Here is a 21,214-nt window from a genome sequence, read left to right on the forward strand (position 1 = left end):
GCATTTCTCCTGTGCTAGGGGGAGGGGGGGCGCCGGACGGGCGAGTGTGCCGAGTAGGCGCGACGCACCGTCCGGGATGTGCGTCGGGTCAGTTCATGAACATGCCGCCGTCGACGTTGAGCGTCTGACCGGTGATGAAGTCCGCGTCTGGGGAGGCGAGGAAGAACACCGGCCCGACGAGGTCGTCGGCGTGCTGGTCGCGCTTGAGCGCCCGGCCGTTGCGTTGGGACTCGATGAGTTCGGGGGAGAAGGTCTGCACGACCGGGCCGGTGAGTGTGAGGCCGGGGGTGAGCAGGTTGACGGTGATCCCGTCGGCCCCGACCTCGCGGGCGAGGCTGCGGGTGAAGCCGACGAGCGCGGCCTTGGCCGAGACGTAGTGCACCTGGCCGGGAACCCCTGGGTACATGGACGCTGAGCCGAAGTTGACGATCCGTCCCCAGCCGCGCTCCTTGAGCAGCGGCAGGAGGGTGTGGGTGACCAGGTAGTAGCCGGTGAGGTTGATGTCGATGACCCGGCGCCACTGATCGGGGGTGGTGTCGGCGAACGTGTCGAAGGGGAAGTAGCCGGCGCAGTTGATCACCACGTCCAGCCCGCCCCGCCCGCGCGCGAGGTCGGCCAGCCTGGCGACGTCGTTCTCATCGGTGATGTCTGCGGCGAGGGTGACCAGCGAGGTGCCGGCGGAGAGGTCCTTCTGCAGGGCGGCGAGAGCGTCGGCGGAGATGTCGGTGGCCAGCACGGTGTCGCCGTTGTCGAGGAACCGTTCGACAAGCGCGGCGCCGACGCCTCCGGCGGCCCCGGTGATCAGGACGATGCGGCCCGTTGAGTGGTTGTCGGACACAGGGATTCCTTCGCCGTTGGTCGTGGTGGGAGTCCGGGTGCGGTGCGCGGTCATGCGCTGCGTGCCTCGGTCAGCGCGGGGTAGTCGGTGTAGCCGCGCTCGTCGCCGCCGTAGGCCTTGCTCATGTCGGGGCTGGCGAGTTCCAGCCCCCGGGCCAGGCGGGCGGGAAGGTCGGGGTTGGCGATGAACAGCTGCCCGAAGGACAGCAGGTCTGTCGCGCCGCTCTCGATCAGGGCCAGCTGCTCCGGGCCGGTGCGCCCACCTGGGGTGGCCGGGTTGAGCATCAGGGCGCCGTGCCAGGCCGCGCGCAGCACGCCGGTGAACTCCGGTGCGCGCGACTCGAGCACGTGGAGGTAGGCCAGCCCCAGGGGGTTGAGGGCTGCCAGGACGTGAGAGTAGGTGCCGGCGATCTCTGCTTCGTCGATGTCGTTGAGCGGGTTGGCCGGGGAGATGCGCAGCGCCGTGCGGTCGGCTCCGACGGTGGTGGCGACTGCGCGGGTGGTCTCGATGACCAGTCGCGCGCGGTTCTCGGCCGATCCGCCCCAGTCGTCGTCACGCTTGTTGGCGTTGTCGGAGAGGAACTGGTGCAGCAGGTAGCCGTTGGCGCCGTGCAGCTCCACGCCGTCGAAGCCGGCCTCGATGGCGTTGGCCGCCGCGGCGGCGAAGTCGGCGATGGTGTCCTCGATCTGCGCCGAGGTCAGGGGCTCGGGCACGACGAAGTCCTGCATGCCCTGGTGGGTGAACATCTGGCCGGCGGCCCGGATCGGGGAGGGCCCGACCGGGGTGGCCCCGGTGGGGGAGTTGTCCGGGTGGCCGATCCGGCCCGTGTGCATCAGCTGGGCGTAGATGACGCCGCCGGCGTCGTGGACGGCGTCGGTCACGCCGCGCCAGCCGCGGACCTGCTCGGGTGTGTGCAGCCCGGGGGTGTCCGGATAGCCCTGGCCGGCGGTGCTGGGCTGGATGCCCTCGCTGATGATGAGGCCCGCCCCGGCTCGCTGGGCGTAGTAGGTGGCCATCAGCGGCGTGGGGGTCTGGTCGGGACCGTAGGCGCGGCTGCGGGTCATCGGGGACATGACGATCCGGTTCTTCAGGTCGGTACGTCCCACGCGGATGGGGTCAAATGCGGTGGTCACGGTGGCGCTCCTCGTGGCTCAGGCTTCTGCGGATCGGACAGTTCCTTGTTCGAGCAAGGAACTTGCTTCCAGTCTCCACCTGATCTGCGAAGCGTCAAGTCGCGCGGCGAGCTTCTTCGCCGTCACGCAGGATTGGCGCGGCGGTAGCCTTCCCTTTAGGAGGTCAAACCGATGGCGGACGAGCAGGAGATACCAGTTCCCGGGACTGTGCGCGGCGTCGGGCCGGTCAGTCACGCGATCTTCCGCGTGGCCAGACTGCACAAGATGTTTGCCGGTCAACTACTCCGTGAGACGGGCTTGTACCCGGGTCAGGAGCTGCTGATGATGCGACTGTGGGACGAGGGACCGCAGCGCCAGGTGGACCTGGTGCGGACGCTGGACTCCGACGCGCCGACGGTCGCGCGCAGCATCGGCAGGCTGGAGCAGGCGGGTTTCGTCCGCCGGCGCCCCCACGCCAGCGACAAGCGGTCGATGCTCATCGAGGCCACGCCGGCGAGCATGTCGCTGCGCCGCACCGTCGAACGCATCTGGGCCCGGCTGGAGGAGCTCACCGTGGACGCGATGTCACACGAGGACCAGGCCGCCGCGCTGGGGGTGCTCGCGGGCCTGGAGCAGAACCTGCTGGCAGCCGAGCGTGCGCGGGCCGTGTGCAGCTGATCGCCCATGGCCCCCGGCGGCCTCGACCCCGTCTGCCGCCGGGAACCGTGGGCGGTCAGGGGACGAGGACGACCTTGCCGAGGGCGGTGTGGGACTCGGCGAGCGCCATCGCCTCACCGGCGCGGTTCAAGGGAACGCGGGCGGCGACCTGAGCGGTGAGGGTGTGGTCGGCCAGCAGGTGCAGGACGGCGCTCAGGTCGGCGCGCAGCCGAGCACGGAACCGCGCTGGCCGCAGGCAGTGGCCGGACCAAACGTTGTAGAAGGTCGCCGCGCGCCCGTTCGGCAGGACGTCCCACCAGGCCAGCTGTCCCAGCAGGGCCAGGAACGCCGGAACTATCGGGCCTCTGTCCTTGAGCAGCGCGTAGCTGACCAAGGTCCCGCGCGGCGCGAGCAGACTGTAGGAGCGACGGACGCTGGCCCCGCCGATGTGGTCGAAGGCGGCGTCGACTCCGGCCGGGGCCAATTCGTGCACCCGGGTCGCCAGGTCCGGGTCGCGGTAGTCAACCGGCAGCGCACCCAGGTCCCGCAGAGGCTGGTGATGGCGGGGACTGGCCGTGCCGATGACCCGGACCCCGGACTGCCGGGCGAGCTGCACCAACGTGGTGCCGACACCACCGTTGGCGCCGTGCACCAAGATCGTCTGTCCCACCCGCACTCGGGCCGCGCGGTGCAGCATCTTCAAGCCGTGATGTCGTTGATGACGAAGGCCTCGACCTCCGCGGGATCCAACCCGTCCGGGACGGGGACCACGTCGGCGGCGTCGAGCACCGCATGACTGGTCCAACCGCCGGTCTTGGTGAGCGCGCCGACCCGCTGGCCGACGAGCTGCGGATCCACGCCCTCGCCGACGGTCTGCACCGCGCCCACGAGGTCCTAGTCGGGAACGAACGGGAACCTCGGCGGCCCGGGATAGCGATTCCGGCGCATCGCCTGCTCGGCCATCGAGACGACGCTCGCCTCTACAGCCACCAACACCTGACCCCTCGCCGGCACGGCCCGTGGGCGTCGCCACCGTGCTCGCCGCGGACGTGCTGGACGCGATCGACGACGTCGTCGCGCCGGGCGCCGACCTCGCCCCGGGCGAGAAGAACGACACCCCGCCCGCCCTGCTCGACGCGTCACTGCGCCGCCGGTGACCGGCACGGCCACGGCACCGTCCTTCGGCATCATGACCCTGCCGGCGCAGGCCGGATACCGCGACATCGTGCGGGTTTGGCGCGAGGCCGACACGATCCCGCGCATCGAGCACGCCTGGCTGTTGGACCACCTGCTGCCCATCGGCGGTGACCCGTACGGCCCGGCATACGAAGGATGGACGCTGCTCGCGGCGTTGGCCGCGCAGACGCAGCGGCTCCGGCTCGGCCTGCTCGTGACCAGCAACCACTTCCGCCCACCGGCGATGCTGGCCAAGATGGCCGCGACCGTCGACGTCGTCTCCGGGGGACGACTCGACCTCGGGATCGGCGCCGGCTCGCGACCCGGGCATCCGCTGGCCCGGCGCGAGTACGAGGCGCACGGCCTGCCCTTTTTCGACGCCGCAGCTGCGGTGGGGAGCCTCGCCGAGGCGTGCACCGTGATCCGGCGGCTGTGGGCCGCCGACCAGCCGTTCGACTTCCAGGGCGCCCACCACGACCTCGTCGGAGCGTTCTGCAGTCCCAAGCCGGTTCAGCGGCCGCGCCCGCCGATCCTGATCGGCGGGCGGTCCGCAGCGACGCTGCGGGCCGCGCCCGCCGATCCTGATCGGCGGGCGGTCCGCAGCGACGCTGCGCGTGGTTGCCGAGCACGCCGACCTGTGGAACTGCCACGGAGGAGACATCGACGACGCCGCCGGCCGCAGTGCCCTTCTTGACCGGCTCTGTGCGGAGGTCGGCCGGGATCCCGCCGGGATCACCCGGTCGATCCTCCTGCCGGTCTCCTACGACCGGCCCGGTGCGACTCGGGACCTGATCGGCCGGGCGCTAGAGGTCGGCTTCACCCACCTCGTCCTGGGGCTGCCGGCGCCCTATCCGAACGCGGTAGTCCGATGGGTGGCCGACGAGGTGATCGCGAGATCTACCTGACGACGCCGCTGCGGCCTCAGTCCGTGCCCGCGGCTGGCCGCACACTGTCGAACAGGTTGTCGATCAGGGCGTCGGCGAACGAATCGGTCAACGGCTGGTCGGGGATCAGAAGACGGTGGTAGCACGCGCCCCACAGCTGGTCGACGACGATCTCGGGGTCGACCTCGGCGCGTAGCTGGCCTCGTTCCTGGGCGCGGCGCAGTGCGGTGACGGCGAGCGCCCGGCGCGGGCCGGAGTAGCGCTGCCGGTAGGCGGCGGCGAGGTCGGGGTCGATCTGGGCCTGGCCGATCAGCTCGGCGATCACCCGGCCGGCAGGGGTGTCGCGCAGGACGGCGATGAAGGTGCGCAGCTGGGTGGCGACGTCGGCGCGGATGTCGCCGGTCTCGGGAAAGGCCAGGGCGGGCTCCATCGCGGCGAAGTAGCCGTCCAGAGCCAGCGCACCCTTGGACGGCCACCACTTGTAGACCGTCATCTTGCTCGCACCGGCCAGCTCGGCCACGCGCTCGATGGTGAACCCCGCCATGCCCTCGGCCAGCAGCAGGCGACCGGCCGCCAGCAGGATGTCCTGTCGCACCTCGGCGCTGGGCCGCCGTCCCCGGCCGCGACGGATTCGGACCTCGCCCGCGGATCCGCTCATCCCCGGCCCTCCCGATGTCACCTCGAGTTCACACAACCAAATGGACGCAGCGTACAGAGCAAGTATTGTGGACGGTGCGTCCATTTTCTAGACCATCCTCCGGAAGGGGCACGTCATGAGCACTCCATCCACCAGCGACCGCGTCGCTGTCATCACCGGCGCCTCGGGCGGCATCGGCCGCGCCGTCGCCCAACGCCTGGCGGCCGACGGCATGACCGTTGTCGTCCACTACGCCGGCAACGCCGCCGCTGCGCAGGAGGTCGTCGAGTCGGTGACCGCGGTAGGTGCGAAGGCCACCGCCGTCCGCGCCGACGTCGCCGACGAGACCGAGGTCGCCGCACTGTTCGACACAGTCGAGCAGGCCTACGGCGGCGTGGACGTCGTCGTGAACACTGCCGGCATCATGCTGCTCTCGCCGCTGGCAGAGCTGTCGCTGGACGACTTCGACCGGATGCACCGCACCAACGTGCGCGGCACCTTCGTGGTGAGCCAGCAGGCCACTCGCCGGCTGCGCCCGGGCGGCGCACTGATCAACTTCTCCAGCTCCGTCGTGGCACTCGCGCTGCCCACCTACACCGCCTACGCCGCCACAAAGGGCGCGGTCGACGCCATGACCGCGATCCTGGCCAAGGAGCTGCGCGGGCGCGACGTCACCGTCAACGCCGTCGCCCCCGGCCCGACGGCCACGCCGCTGTTCCTCGACGGCAAACCCCAGGACGCCGTCGACCAGCTCGCCTCGATGGCCCCGCTCGAGCGCCTGGGCACCCCCGAGGACGCCGCCGAAGTCGTCGCCTTCCTCGCCGGCCCCGCCCGCTGGGTCAACGGCCAGGTGCTGCGCGCCAACGGCGGCATCGCCTGAGAACCCCGACCTTCGAGAGGAGAACCCCCATGTCGAAGACCATCGTCGTCACCGGCGCCTCCAGTGGCTTCGGTGCCATGACCGTCCGCGCCCTTGCCGACGCCGGGCACACCGTCTACGCCGGCATGCGCGGCACCACCGGCCGCAACCAGGCCTCGGCGGCCGACGCCGCCCGCTACGCCTCCGAGCACGCCGTCGACCTGCGCGCCGTCGAGCTCGACGTCTCCGACCAGGCCTCGGTCGACGCGGCCATCGCCGGGATTATCGAGGACGCAGGCAGGCTCGACGTCGTCGTGCACAACGCCGGCCACATGGTCCTCGGTCCCACCGAAGCCTTCACCCCCGAACAACTCGCCCAGGTCTATGACACCAATGTGCTGTCCACCCAGCGGGTCAACCGCGCAGCCCTGCCGCACCTGCGGGCCCAAGGCGACGGCCTGCTCGTCTGGGTCGGCTCGAGCAGCACCCGCGGCGGCACGCCGCCCTACCTGGCGCCCTACTTCGCCGCCAAGGCCGCCGAGGACTCCCTCGCGGTCAGCTACGCCGCCGAGGTGGCCCGCTTCGGCATCGACACCACCATCGTCGTCCCCGGGTTATTCACCACCGGCACGAACCACTTCACCAACGCCGGCCACCCCGAGGACACCGCCGTCGCCGAGGCCTACGAGACCCGCTACGCCGGGCTCATGGAGCAGGTCGGCAAGCGGCTGGCCGAGCTGTCGCCGGCCGACGCCGACCCGGGCGAGGTCGCCCGGCAGATCGCCGCCGTCGTCGACCTGCCCAAGGGCAAGCGGCCCTTCCGGGTGCACATCGACCCGGCCGACGACGGCGCCGAGGTGGTCAACGCGGTCGGCGACCGGGTCCGGCGGGAGTTCTACGACCGCATCGGCCTGACCGACCTGCTCTCCCCGGCCGGGGCCTGAAGGCACAGCGCAAGGACACCGCACGCGGAGCCGACGTCCGCGCGGGCGTCGGCCCCGCGTGCGGGCGGGCCTCGGACAGCGGACAGGCGCTGCGGGGAGGGTCGGCACCTCCGGACGATCCACCGGAGGGCGCTGTCCACACCTGCCGCGGTGTCCCGGCGCCGGGCTGAGGCACCCACCACGGTCCACGACTCCCAGACCCCCCGGAGGTCCCCCATGCAGTACCGCACGCTGGGCCGCACCGGCATCCACGTCAGCCCCTACGCCCTGGGCGCGATGATGTTCGGCGCGATCGGCAACCCCGACCACGACGACTGCACCCGGATCATCCACCGTGCCCTCGACGCCGGTGTCAACCTCGTCGACACCGCCGACATGTACGCCGGCGGGGAGTCCGAGGAGATCGTCGGCAAGGAGCTCAAAGGCCGGCGCGAGAACGTCGTGCTGGCGACGAAGTTCCACGGCCCCATGGGTGAGCACCCCAACCAGCGCGGCAACTCCAGGCGCTGAATCATGACGGCGGTGGAGGGGTCCCTGCGCCGCCCGCAGACCGACCACATCGACCTGTACCAGGTGCACCGCCCCGACCCAGAGGTGGACGTCGAGGAGACGCTGTCCGCCTTGACCGACCTGGTCCGCAGCGGCAAGGTGCGCGCCATCGGGTCCTCCACCTTCCCCGCCTCCGACATCGTCGAGGCCCAGTGGGTCTCCGAGCGGCGCGGCCTCGAGCGCTTCCGCACCGAGCAGCCCACCTACTCCATCCTCAACCGCGGCATCGAACGCGAGGTGCTGCCCGTCGCCCAGCGATACAGGCTGGGCACGATCGTCTGGAGCCCACTCGCCCAGGGCCTGCTCACCGGGCGCGTCCGCCGCGGCCAGCACACCGACCTGCGCCGCGCGGGCACGTTCAGCCACCTCAGCGACGAGCGCCGCATCGACGCGGTCGAGCAGCTCGTCCCCATCGCCGAGGAGGCGGGGATGAAGCTCACCCACCTGGCGATGGCCTTCGCGATCGCCCACCCCGGCGTCACCTCCGCGCTCATCGGCCTGCGCACCATGGCGCAGCTGGAGGACCTGCTCGCCGGAGTCGAGGTCAACCTGCCCGATGAGGTCCTCGACCGGATCAATGCGGTCGTGCCGCCCGGTACCGACGTCGGTCAGCTCGACATGGCCTACGCGCCGCCCGCGATCGGGCGCCCCGACCTGCGCCGCCGTCCCGCCCAAGGCCGCTCCGCCACGTGAGCCGACGCGCGCCGTCCCGCCCGGCGGACGCGACGACCGCCTCAGTGCCGGGCGGGCGGGTCGGAGCCCCCGACGGCATCGCTTGTCGGCGTGCTGTTCGTGGCCTCCGAGGCCGGGCGACGGTCCACGGAGTCCTCCGACCGGGGACGGCGGGATCCCCGGGACCCGCACCGATCGGACGTGGTGGAGAAGCGGTGAGCCGGGATCGGAGTCTCCGGACTCGCGCGCGGCGGTTCACCAACGGCTCCCCAGTGCCACCCGGCACCGATCGCCTCGCCGCCCACGGGCGTTCTCCAGCTGGTTCCCTGCCGTGGGCAGCTGCTGAATGCGGGGATCGGGTCCCCTCAGCAGGATCACAGCCGACGGTTGGTCGAACGGTGCGGCCTACGCGGTCTTACAGGTGTAACTTCATGCGCGTGAGCACAGGAGTGCAGCAGGCCACAGCTCGACCCCGCGAGCGCAACCGCCGTGGCGAGGGTGGTCGACTGCGCGCGGACATCCTCGACGCCGCGACAAAGCTGTTGGACCGTGGCGGGGACGAGCAGGCGGTAACGCTGCGCGCGGTGGCCCGGCACGTCGGTATTTCCGCGCCGTCGATCTACCCGCACTTCCGTGACCGCCAGGCGATCCTGTCGTCCCTGGTCCACGACGCCTTCGCCGAGCTCGAGCAGGCGCTGCAGGAGGCCGCGGCGGGGGTCGACGACCCGGTCGCCTGCCTGTACACGCTCGCCACGGCGTACCTGGACTTCGCCACCACCCGCCCGCAGCGCTACCGGGTGATGTTCGGAGGGGTGTGGAACGGCGCCCGGGCCGTCGAAGGAGGAGCGGTGAGCCAGGCGCAGGTCGATGCGCTGGGCCAGGGCTCGCTGCGGCTGTTGGCCGCGACCCTCGAAGCGGTCGCCGCGGCAGGCCACTCGGCGAGCACCGACCCCCTCGCCGATGCGGTTGCGCTGTGGGTCGCCCTGCACGGCCTGGCCAGCCAGCGCGCCGCCGCCCCGCTGTTCCCCTGGCCGGATGGTTTCGCCGCGCAGTTGGTCGACCGGGTGTCGCTGCTGAAGCCTGCCGACCGCTGACCTCTCCGCGGGCTATAAGGCGTGCCCCGCCGACGCCGAGGAAGGCGCTGTGCCCGGTGGCTTGACCACGTGCACCCGGTCGCTGCTAGGAGATGGGCCGTCGGCGTCGAGTGACATGCCGTGAGCTTCCCACTGTAAGCTCACGGCGTGGCTGATCAGGCTCCGCGTCCGCTACACCCGGTCGATACGCCGGGCGGCGGCAGCCCGGGGCGTCAGCGCAATCGGCGCGGGGAGGGTGCGCGGCTCCGGGCGGACATCCTCGATGCGGCAGCCGCCATCCTGGGCGAGACGGGCAACGAACAGGCGGTGACCCTGCGCGCGGTCGCCCGCCGCGTCGGCATCGCCGCTCCGTCCATCTATCCGCACTTCGCCGACCGCCAGGCCATCCTCATGGCCTTGGTGCACGGCGCCTTCACCGACCTGGAAACGCAGCTGACCGCCGCGGCGCAGTCCGCTGCGGAGCCCGTCGCGCGGCTGCGCGCGGTCTGCACGGCCTACCTGCGGTTCGCCGGTTCCCGCCCCCGCCACTACAACCTGATGTTCGGCGGGGTATGGAGCGCGGCGGCAGCGCAGGCAGAAGGAGCGATCACCTCCTCCGAGGCCATCCAACTCGGCCAGGAGGCGCTGGCAATCTTCGTCGCTGCTCTGCGGGCCTGCGTGGACGCGGGCCGCTCCACCAGCGACGACCCGCAGGCCGACGCCGTGGCCCTGTGGGTGGCCCTGCACGGTCTGGCGCACCAACGCGCCGTCGCTACTGCCTTCCCCTGGCCGGATGGGATGGAGGCCCGCCTCATCGGACCGATCGCACATCTGACCTGACCCTCGTAGTGGCTCATCCGCGCCGGTGGAGCCGGTGCTGAGCCGAGGTCATCGCCGGGTGGGCGCGCCACCGGCCACCGGCCGAGAATGCGGGCAAACCCTTCCCCACGGAGGGTGCACCAGAGCGGCTGGCCGGTCATGCCCATGGCGGTCGGGGCTGTGCAGTGCGGCTCGGCCGACTTGCCCGGTCACCGGATCGCCGCCGGCCGGGGGGTGTGGTGACCGGCGACGTCCCCTCCGACGGTCGATGGTCCGGCGAGGCTGTCGGACTGTCGGCGGCACTGCCACGTCGACGCGATGGTGCGGTAGGCACCCGTGTCGACGGCCACGTGCGCTGGCAGCACTCAACAGCGATGCGCCAGCCCATGGTCGACTGGCTAGGCAGAAGCCCAGCGGACACCAGCGTGACAGACGAGCGACCTCCGGGTCGGGTGTGGATGCCGTCGAACGGCACCCACACCCGACCCGGAGGTCGCTCCTGCGCCCACAGCCGTGCTGGTCGGTGCGGTCGGTGTCCTCTGACAGGCGGCCTGGAGGTCAGCGCCGGTTGGTCCAGATCTTCAGCAGGACGACCGCTGACGCGGCGACGATCAGCCCGACGGACACCGGGTGGATGTCCTTGGACAGGCTCTGGGCGCCGTCGGGGCGCAGCAGCCAGGTGGCCAGCGGGGTGGCGTAGACCGCGGTGAGCAGACCTGCCGGCCAGCGCAGCGTCTGGACCCGGGTGTCGCGCAGGGCACCGTAGAGCACGAGCGCGACGGGGATCATGGCGAGGAAGGCGAACTGCCCCAGGACCATGACGGGGACCGCCCAGGCCGAGAAGACGACGTAGCGGGGTGCACGGCGGGGCCTGGTGGGTGCGAGGACGGCAGACATGACGACGCTCCGTTCGGTTTCGGGAGTGGGGTGGGGGGCACGCGCTCGGGCTGACGTGGTGGTGGTCGGCCGAGGCCGGGGAGAGGCCGCGGCCGGGCACCGACGGCTCGTGACTGCCGGGGTCAGCCGCGGGGGGACGGTGAGCCGGCGTGGGCCTCGGCGGTGCCCTTGAGGTCGCGCAGCCAGGTCTGCAGCGAGGCGTCGAGCGCCGCCTGCAGGGTGTCGACCGAGGCGCGGACGGGGTCGCCGTCCCAGGACTCCTCGGTGCGCACGAGCACACCGGAGCCGGTGTCGGTGAAGGTCCACACGTGCACGCCGGTGATGCCGTGCGCCGGGCCGCCCCAGACGACGCGGTGCGGCGCGTCGAGCTGGGCGACGGTGGAGGTGATGTCCAGGCCCGCGGTCTGCCAGCCGAACACCGCCCCGGGGGCGAGCGGGCCTCGCGGCTGGGTGCCGTCGATCTGGGAGTGCCAGGAGGGCCAGCCGGCGACGTCGACGTGCAGGTCCCAGATCACCTGCAGTGGTGCGTCGATGAGGATCTCGTGGCGGGAGACGACCGGGGCGCCGGAGTCGATCTGCACGTCGGGTGCCGGGGTGGTGGCGAGTGGGCTGGTCACGGGGAGCTCCTCAGAAGGGGGTCGAGGTCCGGTCGGGGTGGGCGGGTGCCGGTCTCAGCTGGCGGAGACCTGCAGCTGGGTGAGCAGGCCGAGGGTGTCGGCGTTGAGCCAGTACTCCGCCACCTGACCGTCCTCGATCCGCAGCAGGTCGGTGCCGGTGAAGGAGATCGGGGTGCCGGCCGGGGCCGCCGCTCCGGGCACGGTGCCGGCGTAGGTGCCTTCGGCGATCCAGCGCAGGGCGATCCGGTCGCCGTCCACGATGGGGCCGACCTCGACGGTGAAGTGCAGGTCGGGGGCGGTCGCCCGGGTCTGGGTGATCCAGTCCACCATCCCCTGCGGCCCCCGGACGGCGCTGCCGTCGCCACCGTCGAGCATCGGGGCGTGCACCCGGACGTCGGGGCTGACGACGCCCTCGGCCCGGGCGTAGTCCCCGTTCCACAGCTCCAGCCACCCGTCGACCAGCCCGGCGTGCTCGGCGCTGCCCGGCGCCGTCGAGCCCACCGGCGCGTCCTGGGCGGTGGTCGCGGCGGGCGGGGTGTCGGCCGAGGCGCTGGAGGGCGAGACGGCGGCGATGCCGCCGACCGTGGCCGCACCGGCGACGGCGAACGCGCCGACCGCCAGTCGGATCTTCGTGCTGCGGCGGGCGGTGTTGGCGTTCATGGCGATCCCCTTCGGGCCGGGCGGTCGGACCTGAATGTCCTTACAGATGTAACGATAACCCGTGAGGCAACGCTTGTAAACCTAGGACGAGGAGAATGTTTGACGGAGGAGGTGCTCAGTGCCGCGAGCTGGACGGGCACGAGGCATCGGGGACGCCGTGGCCGCGGTCGTCAGCCCGCGCATCCGTCCCCGCTGCGCTGAAGTCATCAGCACGATTACGGCGCCTCGGCCGGGTGCAGCTGGTCAAGGCAGCGGCAAGAATTCCAAGACCCGGTCGGCCTCGCGAATCTGAACGTGCTGGAGCCCGTAAGCGCAGAGGTCATAGCCGGCCGGCAGCTGCCGGACCCGTGGGGGGAGAAGAGGAGCGAGGTTGGCCCTCCGCTGGCGCCGACGGGGGTGTCCTGCTCGCCCTTGCCGGTGGCGCGAGGGGCTCATTGCTCGCCTGGCCGGGGTGCAGGTCCAGCGGGCCGAACTCGCCCGGCGCAGGTCGCCGGTCCCCGGGTCGCGCCCACCGCCGCTCATCTCTCAGCGCGGTGCGGTTCAGTCGTCGGTCACCGCATGTACCTGTCGAACCAGGTGAGCATTGGGGTGAGGTCCTGTGGAAGCGAGGTGCTCAGCAACGTCGGCGCCCCCGTGACGGTGACCGGGGGGAGTGGTCCGAGGAGCTCGGCCGCGCCGACTCCCTGCTATTGCCGGCCTGCGTCGGCGCGGTGGAGATCGCCGGCCCCGCTGACGTCCTGTTCGGCTACCTGCCCGACCTGGACGGGGATGTCGTCTGTCCCCTGACCCGGGCCGGGTACCCGCCGCATCTCGTCGCCACCCTCGGCGAGGGACTCTGACCCGGCGGGGCAGATGCACCGACTGCCACCCTTGATCCTGCGGAGGAGACGCGCGTGGACCTGCGGCACCTGCGGTGCTTCGTCGCCGTGGTCGAGGAGGGCTCCTTCACCCGGGCCGCCGAGCGGCTGGGGATCGCCCAGCCCACGGTGAGCACCGCGGTCACCCGGCTGGAAGACGAGCTGGCCACCCGGCTGCTGGACCGGTCGTCGCACCCGGTGCGCCCCACACGCACCGGCGCGGCCCTGCTCGAGCACGCCGTCGGCGCCTTCGCGGCGATGGACGGGCTGCACGCCGCGGTGCGGTCCGCCGGCCGGACCCCGCCCGACTTGCGGGTGGGGTTGTTCGGCGGGGGTGCCGGGCCCGGAACGCCCCGGCTGCTCCAGCTGCTCGGCGCGACCAGCGGGCGCCAGGTCCAGGTGGACACGGTGCGCGTCGGTGAGCAGGTGCCGACGCTGCTCGGCGGCGAGGTGGGCGTCGTGGTGAGCACCGGGCCGTTCGACGACCCGCGGGTGCACGCCGTCCCGCTGTTTTGTGTCCTGCGGGTGGCGGTCGTCGGGCGGCACCACCCGCTGGCCGGGGCGCGGACGCTCGCCGTCCGGCAGCTGCTCGAGCAGCCCTTCCTGCCGGAGTCGGTGACCGGGACCGGGGTGTGGGCGGACTGGTGGAACCTGGTCCCCGAGCGCGGTGGGCGCCAGCCGCGGCGCTGGCCGGCCGCCGCGTGCACCGACCCCCGCGCCTTCCTGCACCAGCACGCGCTGGGACCCACCGGGGTCTGGCACCCGGCTACGTCGTCGAGTGCGTCCCGGCCGAGTCGCTGGGCGTCCGCTACATCCCGGTGCCCGGCCTGTCCCCGGCCACCGTGCTCGCCCTCACCCGGACCGACGACACCGACCTGCGGGCCGCGGTCGAGGCCGCCGCAGCGCGGCGCCTGGACGGTGCGGTGCCCGGTGCCGGTCCGACGGTGCGCCGCAGCGGGTGACGGACGCGGCGCTGGTCACCACGTGGCCGTCCGCCGTGTGCCGGTGCCCCGTCACGACGTGCTCGGTCCCAGCTCCCGCACCCGTGGCTGCAGCTCGTCGGTCCAGAACCGCCAGAAGCCGTCGGGATCTGGGCCGCCGTTCTGTAGGACCAGGTGGTCGAAGCCGGCGTCCATGAATTTTTGGATCTGTGCGACGTGCACGTCGACGTCCGGGCCGCAGGCGAACACCTGTTTGACGTCCTCGGTGGTGACCGTCGACGTCGCCGCTTCGAAGTTGACCGGGTTGGGCAGCTCGGAGAGCACCTTCCAGCCGGTGAGCGCGAAACGGCCCTTCTCCACCACCGCCTGCGCGGCGGCTTCCACGTCTGGCGCCCAGGCCAGCTGGACCTCGACGTACTTGGGTCCGGTGCCGCCACCGTCGGTGTAGCCGGAGGCGAGTTCGCTCTTGGGCTCGGTGGCGAACAACCCGTCGCCGAGCTCCGCTGCGATCTGGATGGATTCCGGCCCGCTGACCGCAACGCAGATCTCGGGCAGACGGTCAGGCAGGTCGAAGATGCGCGCGTCGTCGAGCTGCAGATGCTTGCCCTCGTAGTGTTGGTAGCCGCCCTGCCACAGCAGTCGGATGATCTCCAGTGCCTCGCGGAAGTATTCGTGGCGGACCCGCACGCTGGGCCAGTCGCGGCCGATGACGTGCTCGTTGAGCCGTTCACCGGAGCCGACGCCCAGAGTGAACCGGCCGTCGCTGATGATCTGCAAGGTGGCAGCCTGCTGGGCCACCAGCGCGGGGTGGTAACGGAAGGACGGGCAGGTCACGCCGGTGACGATGCCGATCCGTTCGGTGCGGGCGGCGATGTTGGCGAACAGCAGCCACGTGCCCGGGCGATCCGGGCTCCGCGCCCCTGAGCGGAGAGCTGGTCCTGGTCATCCTGTTGTTCGCGTCCTCGGGCTGGGCAAAAGCGGCGGCCTTCTCCGTGACGGAGTCGACGAGGTGACGCGGTTCGCCTTCATCGACCGGGAGAAGGCCCAGCATGACGTGGCGCGCTGTGCCGGCTGCTGAAGGTCAGCCGCTCGGGCTTCTACGCCTGGCTGTCCCGTCCGCCCTCGGCGCGGGCGGTGGCCGATGAGGTGCTCACGGAGCAAATCCACACCGCGTACGTCGAGAACCGGCAGGTCTACGGGGCGCCGCGGATCCACGCCGAGCTCGCCGAAGCCGGCGTGCGGGTCGGCCGCAAGCGAATCGCCCGACTGATGCGCGAGGCGCAGATCGTCGGCTGTCACCGGCGTAAGCGACCCTTCGGGAAGACTCGGCAGAACCCACGGGCCGAGGCGGCGCCGGACCGGGTGGACCGCAAGTTCGTCGCGACGGCCCCGAATCAGCTGTGGGTGGCCGACGTGACGTACGTGCCGACGGTGCAGGGCTGGCTGTACCCAGCCTGCGTCACCGACGTGTTCAGCCGGATGGTGATCGGCTGGTCGATGGCGTCCCACCGCAAGACCGACCTGGTCGTCTATGCGGTCACCATGTCGTCAGCGCCGACAGCGCCACCCGCAGGCGGGTGCCCGGCGGCTCGTCCATCTGGCCGAAGACCAGCGCGGTGGACTCGATGACGCCGGACTCGGTCATCTCGGTGATGAGGTCGTTGCCCTCGCGGGTGCGCTCACCGACGCCGGCGAACACCGACACACCGTTGCACTCCTGGGCGACCCGGCAGATCATCTCCTGGATCAGCACCGTCTTGTCCACGCCAGCCCCACCGAACAGGCCGATCTTCCCGCCACGGATGTAGGGGGTGAGCAGGTCGATGACCTTGATGCCGGTCTCCAGCATCTCGGTGCGGCCCTCCAGCTGGTCGAACCGCGGCGCGTGCCGGTGGATCTCCCACCGTGGGGCACTCGCTCCATGACCCGGCTCGTCGAGGCAGTCGCCAAGGGCGTTCCACACGTGCCCGGTGGTCACGTCGCCGACCGGCACCGAAATGGCCGATCCAGTGTCGGTGACCTCGGCGCCCCGGACCAGGCCGTCGGTGGGCTGCATGGAGATGGTGCGGACCACGTTGTCACCCAGGTGCTGGGCGACCTCGAGGGTCAGCGTCTTGCCTAGGTCGGCGAGGGTCACCTCGACATGCAGGGCGTTGTAGAGATCCGGCATCGCGTCGCGCGGGAACTCGACGTCGACGACCGGCCCGGTGACGCGGATGACGCGGCCGGTGCCCTGAGTGGTCTGGGCGGTCGAGCGGTCCTCGGTGACGGTCATCGGCGTCGGTCTCCTTTGAAGGTGCTCGCGGCGTGCGGAACGGACGATTCGCCGTTCCGCGGGACGGCGGCCAGGAAGCCCCCGGTCGCACCGGAGGCGGACAGCCGTACCGCTGGCAGACTGCGTGCCGTTGAGGCCGGTGACCTAGGCCGGTTGCGGAAAGTGCAAGATGCCTGGGTGCCCGAGGACGTCGCGGCCGCCTTCGCCGCGGTGGGAGCCCGCTTACGAGCACTACGTCGGCAACGACAGCTCACCCTCGCCGACGCCGCCGCCGCAGTCGGCATCTCCGCCAGCACGCTGTCCCGGTTGGAGTCAGGCCGCCGGCGGCCCGGCCTGGAGCTGCTGCTTCCTCTAGCTCGCACCTATGGCGTTCCGCTCGACGATCTGATCGACGCACCTTCGACTGGCGATCCACGGGTTCACCCTCGCGCGATCGCTCGGGACGGCATGACGATGCTGCGGTTGACGAACACGCCCAGCCCGATCCAGGCCTACAAGATCGTCCTGCCGCCGGCCGCAGGGCCTGCCGAGCCCGTACTGCGCAGGCACGAGAGATACAACTGGTTGTATGTGCTCAGCGGCCGGCTGCGGCTCGTCCTTGCGGAACGAGATCTGCTCCTGTCCAGCGGCGAGGCCGCGGAGTTCGACGCGCGGACGCCGCACTGGTTCGGCAGCAGCGACCACAACTCCGTGGAGGCTCTGACCCTCTTCGGCCGTCAAGGACACCGCTCCCACCTGCGTGCCGCGCCGCCCTCCCGCTTCCCGGCCGGTTGACAGGGTCGTCCGCAAGCCGAAGCCGCTACGGCACTATCCCGGCGACTCGATCTTCGCTGCGCCGGCATCCCGCGGGGAATCCCCTTGCGCGCGTCCCGCGCGACGATCCCCTGCGGTCCGCCGTGCGTCCGCTCGGCAGCCGCCGGCCTCTACAGCCGACCCGCCCGGTAGGCAGGTACGCCGCCTCTATCCGGTTGCGGACGCCGAGGGTCCGCAGCAGTCCGGTGACGTGGGTCTTGACGGTGCCTTCCGCGAGGTGCAGGTGGGCACCGATCTCGGCGTCGGAGCGGGCCGGGTCCGCTCCGACGTGGCGCTGACCGCGGCGTCGGCCCTTGCCGGTGAGCTACCGGTTCATGCGCCGGGCGCTCGACGCCTCCGGCAACTGGCCGAGCGCACCAGCAGCCCTGACCCATTGCGGTCCTGGATCGACTCCACGGTCGCCGAGCACGGGCACCGAGTGGACCGGCTCGCCCGTTGCCGCAACTCACTGGCTCACGGTGGGCCGGTCAACCTGCGCGTGGCTGCGACCGTCAAGCGGTTCGCCAACCGGCAGGCGGCGCGGACCACCACCACGGGCCTGTGGGCGGTGCTTCGGGGCGAGACTATCGATCAGGCGCACGCCGACTTCAGGGCACGACATGGGACCTGGAAGGAACAGATCGGCGCAGCCGCGTCGGTCGCCGCCGCGCTCAACCTCCCGGCCGACTTATCAGCGCGGCCAACGGGGAGCGCAGCGGGTGACCCCGTCACGCATGACGACGAGCACCGGACAGGTCACACGCGGCAGTGTCCGGGCACGGGTCGCTGTGTGCCAACTTGTGTGCCAGCTTGGCTCGTCCATGGCGGTCCCGGTGGGTTCACGGTCGTCGGTGCAACTCGCTGAGCTGCAACTTCGAACCGTTACGACCTACCACGGACAACCTTCCTAGTGACTCTCAGTTGCGGGGGCGGGGAGCGCCGCCGAGACCCCGTCGGGCATGCGTGTTCGCCTCGCCCGCGCCCGATCGCTTGGAGGGCATGTCCATGTCATCCCCGATTCGAATTCGCGCGATCAAGTCGTCGACGCATCCCGGCGGGCATCGTCAGAGGGCCGCAACACGCGCGGACGCGGGGCAGAAGTACAGCAACCGGTACAGCAACGCGCTCCGGACAGGAGTGAACTGGGACGAACGGCTAGATACACCACAAGCCGCTGACCAGGGGCGATAGCACATTGGCGAACCGCGGCGAACCTATCGAATGTGACTGGGGGTCAAGGGGTCGCAGGTTCAAATCCTGTCAGCCCGACCGAGGAGTTGCAGGCCAGGGGCCGTTCCCGGGAGACCGGGAACGGCCCCTGTCGTTCCGCGGGACGGTGCACGGGGCCCTGCCCCCGACCGGCCGTCGACACCCCGGTTGACGCCGGACGACGACGGGGCAGCTCGCCACAGGGCTGACGAGACGCGTCCGGCCGTGCTCCGAGCGACGGGACGGGGCGGATCGCCGACCTCAGCGGACGACGGCCGCTGGGGCGACGACGACCCGGGACGCGGCCCCGGCGGCGCGGGCGGACACCACCCGACGCTGCATCGTCCGTCGTGTCCTGTGGCGGAGCAGCGCCTGGACCCGCGGGTCTCGGAGGTCCAGCGGGAACACCGGGGCTGCGGGAGCGTCCATGTCCTGATGGTGTCCGGGCCCAGCGGAGCAGCGGCAGGGACGATCGTCCCGCAGCACGGTGTCCGCCGGCCCGTCGGGACACCGGGGAGGGCCGGCGCAGTGCCGGCTCGTCGACCATCGGCGGGCCGACGCACCCGTCCGCGCCGGCCGGGTGCCCAGCCCGTCCCGGCTCTGCCCGTACGTGCCGGGCCGCGCCCGGCACCGAGCGCCCTGTGTCCCCGCTGCGGCGTCCCGCACGCGCAGCGGGGCCAGGCCGGCGGCCCGCTCCCGTCCACCGCGATGAGCAGCACCCCGCCGGCGCCGACGGCGATCCGCGGGCGCGGGGCAGGTGAGCTGGTCACGGGGGACTCCAGCGGCAGGGGTGCTGCGGCCCGGCTGCTCGGCCGGGCCGCAGCCGGTGCTCAGTCCTTGGTGATCGGGATGGTGGTCGGCTCCTGCGGCGCCGGCGGCTGCGGCACGGGCACCCGGATCTCGAGGATGCCGTCCTTGTAGCTCGCCCGGATGTCGGCCTCCGCGGCGCCGTCTGCCAGCGGGAGGACCCGGGAGAAGCTGCCGTAGCGGAGCTCGTGCCGGATGTAGCCCTTGTCCTCGGTGTCGGTCTCCACCTTGCGTTCGGCGTGGATGTGGAGCGCGCCGTCCTGCACGGTCAGCTGGACGTCGCGGTCCGGGTCGATGCCCGGCAGCTCGGCGCGGATGACCTGGGTGTCGCCGTCGCGGTACTCGTCGACGCTGATCACGTCCTCGCCCTGCGGCTCCCACGTCGCGCCGAACGCGCGGCGCACCGGCATCGTCCGCATCCACTCGTCGAACATGCGGTCCAGCCGGGCGAACGGGGACGTCGCGGTGCCGTGGCTCTCCATGCGGTGCTGCAGCGTGCTCATCGGTCCTCCTGGTCGTCGGGAACGGACCTCCACCGTCGTCCCGATGCCCGGCCGGCGGGCAGGGCCCTTCGTCGTCGGTCGCAGCGCCCTTCGGGCCGCAGCCCCGCGGGACAGCACCGCACCGGCGACGCCGGCTGCTCATCCCGGCGGGGCGCTCGCCGTCGACCACCGGGGCGCTGCGCTGCCGGGCGCGACGGCGCGGTTCCCCGGGACCTGCGAGGACCCGACCAGGGACCTCCGTCCCTCCTGGGCACGCGCTCCCGCCGTCATCGTGGCCTCGGGTCCCCGGCGTCCGGACCGGGCCGCGAGGGAGGCACCGCCATGGCAGTGGACACCGATCGCACGGACGTCCGGAGCGGCACCGACGGAGCGGGCCGGTCGCCCGTCGTCGTGGTCGGCGTCGACGGCTCGCCCGGCTCCCGGGCCGCGCTGGTGTACGCCCTGACCGCCGCGGCCCGCCGTGGCGCCGCTCTCCAGGTCGCCGCGACCTCCTCGCTGGAGGCGGCGTGGACCGGCGGCCACCCCGTCGGGATGCCGACGGTGCCGACCATCCGGGAGGAGCTGGAGACCCGCGTCGCGGAGCTGCTGGACGACGTCCGGCGCGACCCGGCGGTCGGCGCGGTCCCTGGCGCCGCCGACGTGCGCACGCTCGTCGCGGTGTCCGTCGGCCCACCGGCCCAGCGGCTGGTCGACGCGTCGGCCGGCGCCGAGCTGCTGGTGGTGGGCAGCCGGGGGCGGGGCGCGGTGCGCAGCGCCCTGCTGGGCTCGGTGGCCCTGCACTGCGTCACCCACGCGCGCTGCCCGGTGGTCGTGGTGCACCCCGCTCCCGCCGGCCCCCGGCAGGGGCGGACGGTGGTCGTCGGCATCGACGGGTCCGCGGCGTCCCGCGCGGCGCTGCTCGCCGGGTTGGCGGAGGCGGCCCGGCTGGGCACCGGCGTCGCCGCGGTGTCCACCTTCGAGATGGTCGACCACTGGATCGACCTCCGGGCGGTCGCCGTGCCCACCGCCGACGAGGTCCGCCGGCAGGTGCAGGCCGGCGCCGAGGAGATGGTCGAGCAGACCGTCGCCGAGTTCCGGGCGCAGCACGACGGGCAGGCTCCACCGGCGCGTGCGGTGGTCGCCGAGGGCCCGCCTGCCGACGTCCTGGTCCAGTGGGACACCGACGCCGCACTGCTGGTGGTGGGGAGCCGGGGCCACGGGGGGCTGCGCGGGCTGATGGTGGGCTCGGTGGCCCTGGCGTGCGTCATGCACGGCACGGGGCCGGTGATGGTCGTGCACCCGACGACCACCCGGACGGAGGCCCCAGCGGCGCGGACGGCGACGGCGGGTGCCTGAGCGGCCGTGACGAGCCCGGTGGCGCCTGCGGCGCCCGTGGCCGGGCGGCCTGGTCACCGTCCCGCGCTGCGGTGCGGTGCGCCGACCCCGAGCGCGTCGCG

Annotated in this window: 24 protein-coding genes and 3 pseudogenes; 14 read left to right on the top strand and 13 right to left on the bottom strand. The window is 72.2% G+C overall.

The features are described from left to right. Nucleotides 1–88: 88 nt before the first annotated feature. Nucleotides 89–838, bottom strand: a complete 750-nt coding sequence (locus ACGBYP_RS10670; protein WP_411583849.1) for an SDR family NAD(P)-dependent oxidoreductase — start codon at nt 836–838, stop codon at nt 89–91. A gap of 50 nt (nt 839–888) precedes the next feature. After that, nucleotides 889–1,971: an alkene reductase gene (locus ACGBYP_RS10675; protein ID WP_411583851.1), complete on the bottom strand. Its 1,083-nt coding sequence runs from the start codon at nt 1,969–1,971 to the stop codon at nt 889–891. Between the two features lie 171 nt (nt 1,972–2,142). Between ACGBYP_RS10675 and ACGBYP_RS10680 the strand changes: the two genes are divergently transcribed. After that, nucleotides 2,143–2,628 (top strand): MarR family winged helix-turn-helix transcriptional regulator, encoded by a 486-nt coding sequence (locus ACGBYP_RS10680; protein WP_411583853.1) that lies wholly within the window; start codon nt 2,143–2,145, stop codon nt 2,626–2,628. Nucleotides 2,629–2,683: 55 nt separating this feature from the next. On the opposite strand, the gene ACGBYP_RS10685 is transcribed toward ACGBYP_RS10680, so the two are convergent. Then, nucleotides 2,684–3,304, bottom strand: coding sequence for a zinc-binding dehydrogenase (locus ACGBYP_RS10685; RefSeq protein WP_411585213.1), 621 nt, complete (start codon nt 3,302–3,304; stop codon nt 2,684–2,686). Between the two features lie 2 nt (nt 3,305–3,306). Beyond that, nucleotides 3,307–3,495: a hypothetical protein gene (locus ACGBYP_RS10690; RefSeq protein ID WP_411583855.1), complete on the bottom strand. Its 189-nt coding sequence runs from the start codon at nt 3,493–3,495 to the stop codon at nt 3,307–3,309. 131 nt (nt 3,496–3,626) lie between these two features. Here ACGBYP_RS10690 and ACGBYP_RS10695 point away from each other — a divergent pair, with 131 nt between their 5' ends. Genes ACGBYP_RS10695 through ACGBYP_RS10705 form a run of 3 tightly spaced genes read left to right on the top strand, consistent with a single transcriptional unit; the run spans nt 3,627 to nt 4,688 of the window. Further along, on the top strand, nt 3,627–3,764 hold the full coding sequence (locus tag ACGBYP_RS10695) for a hypothetical protein (RefSeq protein ID WP_411583856.1): 138 nt from the start codon (nt 3,627–3,629) through the stop codon (nt 3,762–3,764). A 32-nt stretch (nt 3,765–3,796) separates the two neighbouring features. Next, entirely contained in the window at nt 3,797–4,477 is a 681-nt protein-coding gene (locus tag ACGBYP_RS10700; protein ID WP_411583858.1) for an LLM class flavin-dependent oxidoreductase, read from the top strand. Further along, nucleotides 4,398–4,688 carry a hypothetical protein gene (locus ACGBYP_RS10705; protein ID WP_411583859.1) on the top strand — a complete coding sequence of 97 codons (291 nt, stop codon included), beginning with the start codon at nt 4,398–4,400 and terminating at the stop codon, nt 4,686–4,688. The genes ACGBYP_RS10700 and ACGBYP_RS10705 overlap by 80 nt, the downstream gene beginning before the upstream one ends. A 16-nt stretch (nt 4,689–4,704) precedes the next feature. Here ACGBYP_RS10705 and ACGBYP_RS10710 read toward each other — a convergent pair whose 3' ends face one another. Next, the gene (locus ACGBYP_RS10710) at nt 4,705–5,262 is read right to left on the bottom strand and encodes a TetR-like C-terminal domain-containing protein (RefSeq protein WP_411583861.1); all 558 of its coding nucleotides are present in this window, start codon (nt 5,260–5,262) and stop codon (nt 4,705–4,707) included. 178 nt (nt 5,263–5,440) lie between these two features. On the opposite strand from ACGBYP_RS10710, the gene ACGBYP_RS10715 reads away from it, so the two are divergent. The 5 genes and pseudogenes from ACGBYP_RS10715 to ACGBYP_RS10735 all read left to right on the top strand — a co-directional run bounded on the left by ACGBYP_RS10715 (nt 5,441) and on the right by ACGBYP_RS10735 (nt 10,241). Next, nucleotides 5,441–6,184 (top strand): SDR family oxidoreductase, encoded by a 744-nt coding sequence (locus ACGBYP_RS10715; protein ID WP_411583863.1) that lies wholly within the window; start codon nt 5,441–5,443, stop codon nt 6,182–6,184. Nucleotides 6,185–6,213: 29 nt separating this feature from the next. Beyond that, nucleotides 6,214–7,107, top strand: a complete 894-nt coding sequence (locus ACGBYP_RS10720; RefSeq protein ID WP_411583865.1) for an SDR family oxidoreductase — start codon at nt 6,214–6,216, stop codon at nt 7,105–7,107. A 279-nt stretch (nt 7,108–7,386) separates the two neighbouring features. Continuing rightward, nucleotides 7,387–8,349: pseudogene (locus ACGBYP_RS10725) on the top strand (aldo/keto reductase). A 416-nt stretch (nt 8,350–8,765) separates the two neighbouring features. Then, a complete protein-coding gene (locus ACGBYP_RS10730) occupies nt 8,766–9,422 on the top strand; it encodes a TetR/AcrR family transcriptional regulator (RefSeq protein ID WP_411583867.1) in 657 nt (218 codons plus the stop codon). A 147-nt stretch (nt 9,423–9,569) separates the two neighbouring features. Beyond that, on the top strand, nt 9,570–10,241 hold the full coding sequence (locus ACGBYP_RS10735; RefSeq protein WP_411583869.1) for a WHG domain-containing protein: 672 nt from the start codon (nt 9,570–9,572) through the stop codon (nt 10,239–10,241). Between the two features lie 537 nt (nt 10,242–10,778). Here the strand turns inward: ACGBYP_RS10735 and ACGBYP_RS10740 are convergent. The 3 genes from ACGBYP_RS10740 to ACGBYP_RS10750 form a co-directional block, all read right to left on the bottom strand. Beyond that, the gene (locus tag ACGBYP_RS10740) at nt 10,779–11,117 is read right to left on the bottom strand and encodes a hypothetical protein (protein ID WP_411583871.1); all 339 of its coding nucleotides are present in this window, start codon (nt 11,115–11,117) and stop codon (nt 10,779–10,781) included. A gap of 122 nt (nt 11,118–11,239) precedes the next feature. Beyond that, on the bottom strand, nt 11,240–11,734 hold the full coding sequence (locus ACGBYP_RS10745; RefSeq protein WP_411583872.1) for an SRPBCC family protein: 495 nt from the start codon (nt 11,732–11,734) through the stop codon (nt 11,240–11,242). A gap of 54 nt (nt 11,735–11,788) precedes the next feature. After that, a complete protein-coding gene (locus ACGBYP_RS10750; protein WP_411583874.1) occupies nt 11,789–12,394 on the bottom strand; it encodes an ester cyclase in 606 nt (201 codons plus the stop codon). A gap of 926 nt (nt 12,395–13,320) precedes the next feature. On the opposite strand from ACGBYP_RS10750, the pseudogene ACGBYP_RS10755 reads away from it, so the two are divergent. Both ACGBYP_RS10755 and ACGBYP_RS10760 read left to right on the top strand, forming a co-directional pair. Continuing rightward, nucleotides 13,321–13,878, top strand: a pseudogene (locus ACGBYP_RS10755) (LysR family transcriptional regulator); the annotation flags it as partial. Nucleotides 13,879–14,069: 191 nt separating this feature from the next. Further along, a complete protein-coding gene (locus ACGBYP_RS10760) occupies nt 14,070–14,213 on the top strand; it encodes a hypothetical protein (RefSeq protein ID WP_411585232.1) in 144 nt (47 codons plus the stop codon). A gap of 51 nt (nt 14,214–14,264) precedes the next feature. On the opposite strand, the gene ACGBYP_RS10765 is transcribed toward ACGBYP_RS10760, so the two are convergent. Further along, nucleotides 14,265–15,080 (bottom strand): TIGR03557 family F420-dependent LLM class oxidoreductase, encoded by an 816-nt coding sequence (locus ACGBYP_RS10765; RefSeq protein WP_411585215.1) that lies wholly within the window; start codon nt 15,078–15,080, stop codon nt 14,265–14,267. Between the two features lie 219 nt (nt 15,081–15,299). On the opposite strand from ACGBYP_RS10765, the gene ACGBYP_RS10770 reads away from it, so the two are divergent. Further along, nucleotides 15,300–15,821 (top strand): IS3 family transposase, encoded by a 522-nt coding sequence (locus ACGBYP_RS10770; RefSeq protein ID WP_411585216.1) that lies wholly within the window; start codon nt 15,300–15,302, stop codon nt 15,819–15,821. Here ACGBYP_RS10770 and ACGBYP_RS10775 read toward each other — a convergent pair. Continuing rightward, a pseudogene (locus ACGBYP_RS10775) lies at nt 15,739–16,467 on the bottom strand (F0F1 ATP synthase subunit beta); the annotation flags it as partial. The gene ACGBYP_RS10770 and the pseudogene ACGBYP_RS10775 overlap by 83 nt on opposite strands. A 177-nt stretch (nt 16,468–16,644) precedes the next feature. Between ACGBYP_RS10775 and ACGBYP_RS10780 the strand changes: the two are divergent. Beyond that, nucleotides 16,645–17,241, top strand: a complete 597-nt coding sequence (locus ACGBYP_RS10780) for a helix-turn-helix domain-containing protein (protein ID WP_411583876.1) — start codon at nt 16,645–16,647, stop codon at nt 17,239–17,241. A gap of 25 nt (nt 17,242–17,266) precedes the next feature. On the opposite strand, the gene ACGBYP_RS10785 is transcribed toward ACGBYP_RS10780, so the two are convergent. The 3 genes from ACGBYP_RS10785 to ACGBYP_RS10795 all read right to left on the bottom strand — a co-directional run bounded on the left by ACGBYP_RS10785 (nt 17,267) and on the right by ACGBYP_RS10795 (nt 19,778). Beyond that, nucleotides 17,267–17,515: a LuxR C-terminal-related transcriptional regulator gene (locus ACGBYP_RS10785; RefSeq protein WP_411585217.1), complete on the bottom strand. Its 249-nt coding sequence runs from the start codon at nt 17,513–17,515 to the stop codon at nt 17,267–17,269. Between the two features lie 1,214 nt (nt 17,516–18,729). Then, entirely contained in the window at nt 18,730–18,897 is a 168-nt protein-coding gene (locus ACGBYP_RS10790; RefSeq protein ID WP_411583877.1) for a hypothetical protein, read from the bottom strand. A gap of 401 nt (nt 18,898–19,298) precedes the next feature. Continuing rightward, nucleotides 19,299–19,778 carry an Hsp20/alpha crystallin family protein gene (locus tag ACGBYP_RS10795; protein WP_411583878.1) on the bottom strand — a complete coding sequence of 160 codons (480 nt, stop codon included), beginning with the start codon at nt 19,776–19,778 and terminating at the stop codon, nt 19,299–19,301. Between the two features lie 321 nt (nt 19,779–20,099). Between ACGBYP_RS10795 and ACGBYP_RS10800 the strand changes: the two genes are divergently transcribed. After that, complete coding sequence (locus ACGBYP_RS10800) at nt 20,100–21,113, top strand: universal stress protein (RefSeq protein WP_411583879.1); 1,014 nt, start codon at nt 20,100–20,102, stop codon at nt 21,111–21,113. Nucleotides 21,114–21,214: the final 101 nt, after the last annotated feature.

This window comes from Modestobacter sp. SSW1-42 (assembly GCF_046635825.1).
GTDB lineage: Bacteria > Actinomycetota > Actinomycetes > Mycobacteriales > Geodermatophilaceae > Modestobacter.

Excerpts from the sequence above, each read along its gene's own strand:
- ACGBYP_RS10680 (WP_411583853.1), top strand. The coding sequence starts at position 2,143 with ATGGCGGACGAGCAGGAGATACCAGTTCCCGGGACTGTGCGCGGCGTC.
- ACGBYP_RS10685 (WP_411585213.1), bottom strand. The coding sequence starts at position 3,304 with ATGCTGCACCGCGCGGCCCGAGTGCGGGTGGGACAGACGATCTTGGTG.
- ACGBYP_RS10700 (WP_411583858.1), top strand. The coding sequence starts at position 3,797 with ATGACCCTGCCGGCGCAGGCCGGATACCGCGACATCGTGCGGGTTTGG.
- ACGBYP_RS10715 (WP_411583863.1), top strand. The coding sequence starts at position 5,441 with ATGAGCACTCCATCCACCAGCGACCGCGTCGCTGTCATCACCGGCGCC.
- ACGBYP_RS10720 (WP_411583865.1), top strand. The coding sequence starts at position 6,214 with ATGTCGAAGACCATCGTCGTCACCGGCGCCTCCAGTGGCTTCGGTGCC.
- ACGBYP_RS10740 (WP_411583871.1), bottom strand. The coding sequence starts at position 11,117 with ATGTCTGCCGTCCTCGCACCCACCAGGCCCCGCCGTGCACCCCGCTAC.
- ACGBYP_RS10750 (WP_411583874.1), bottom strand. The coding sequence starts at position 12,394 with ATGAACGCCAACACCGCCCGCCGCAGCACGAAGATCCGACTGGCGGTC.
- ACGBYP_RS10790 (WP_411583877.1), bottom strand. The coding sequence starts at position 18,897 with ATGGACGCTCCCGCAGCCCCGGTGTTCCCGCTGGACCTCCGAGACCCG.
- ACGBYP_RS10795 (WP_411583878.1), bottom strand. The coding sequence starts at position 19,778 with ATGAGCACGCTGCAGCACCGCATGGAGAGCCACGGCACCGCGACGTCC.
- ACGBYP_RS10800 (WP_411583879.1), top strand. The coding sequence starts at position 20,100 with ATGGCAGTGGACACCGATCGCACGGACGTCCGGAGCGGCACCGACGGA.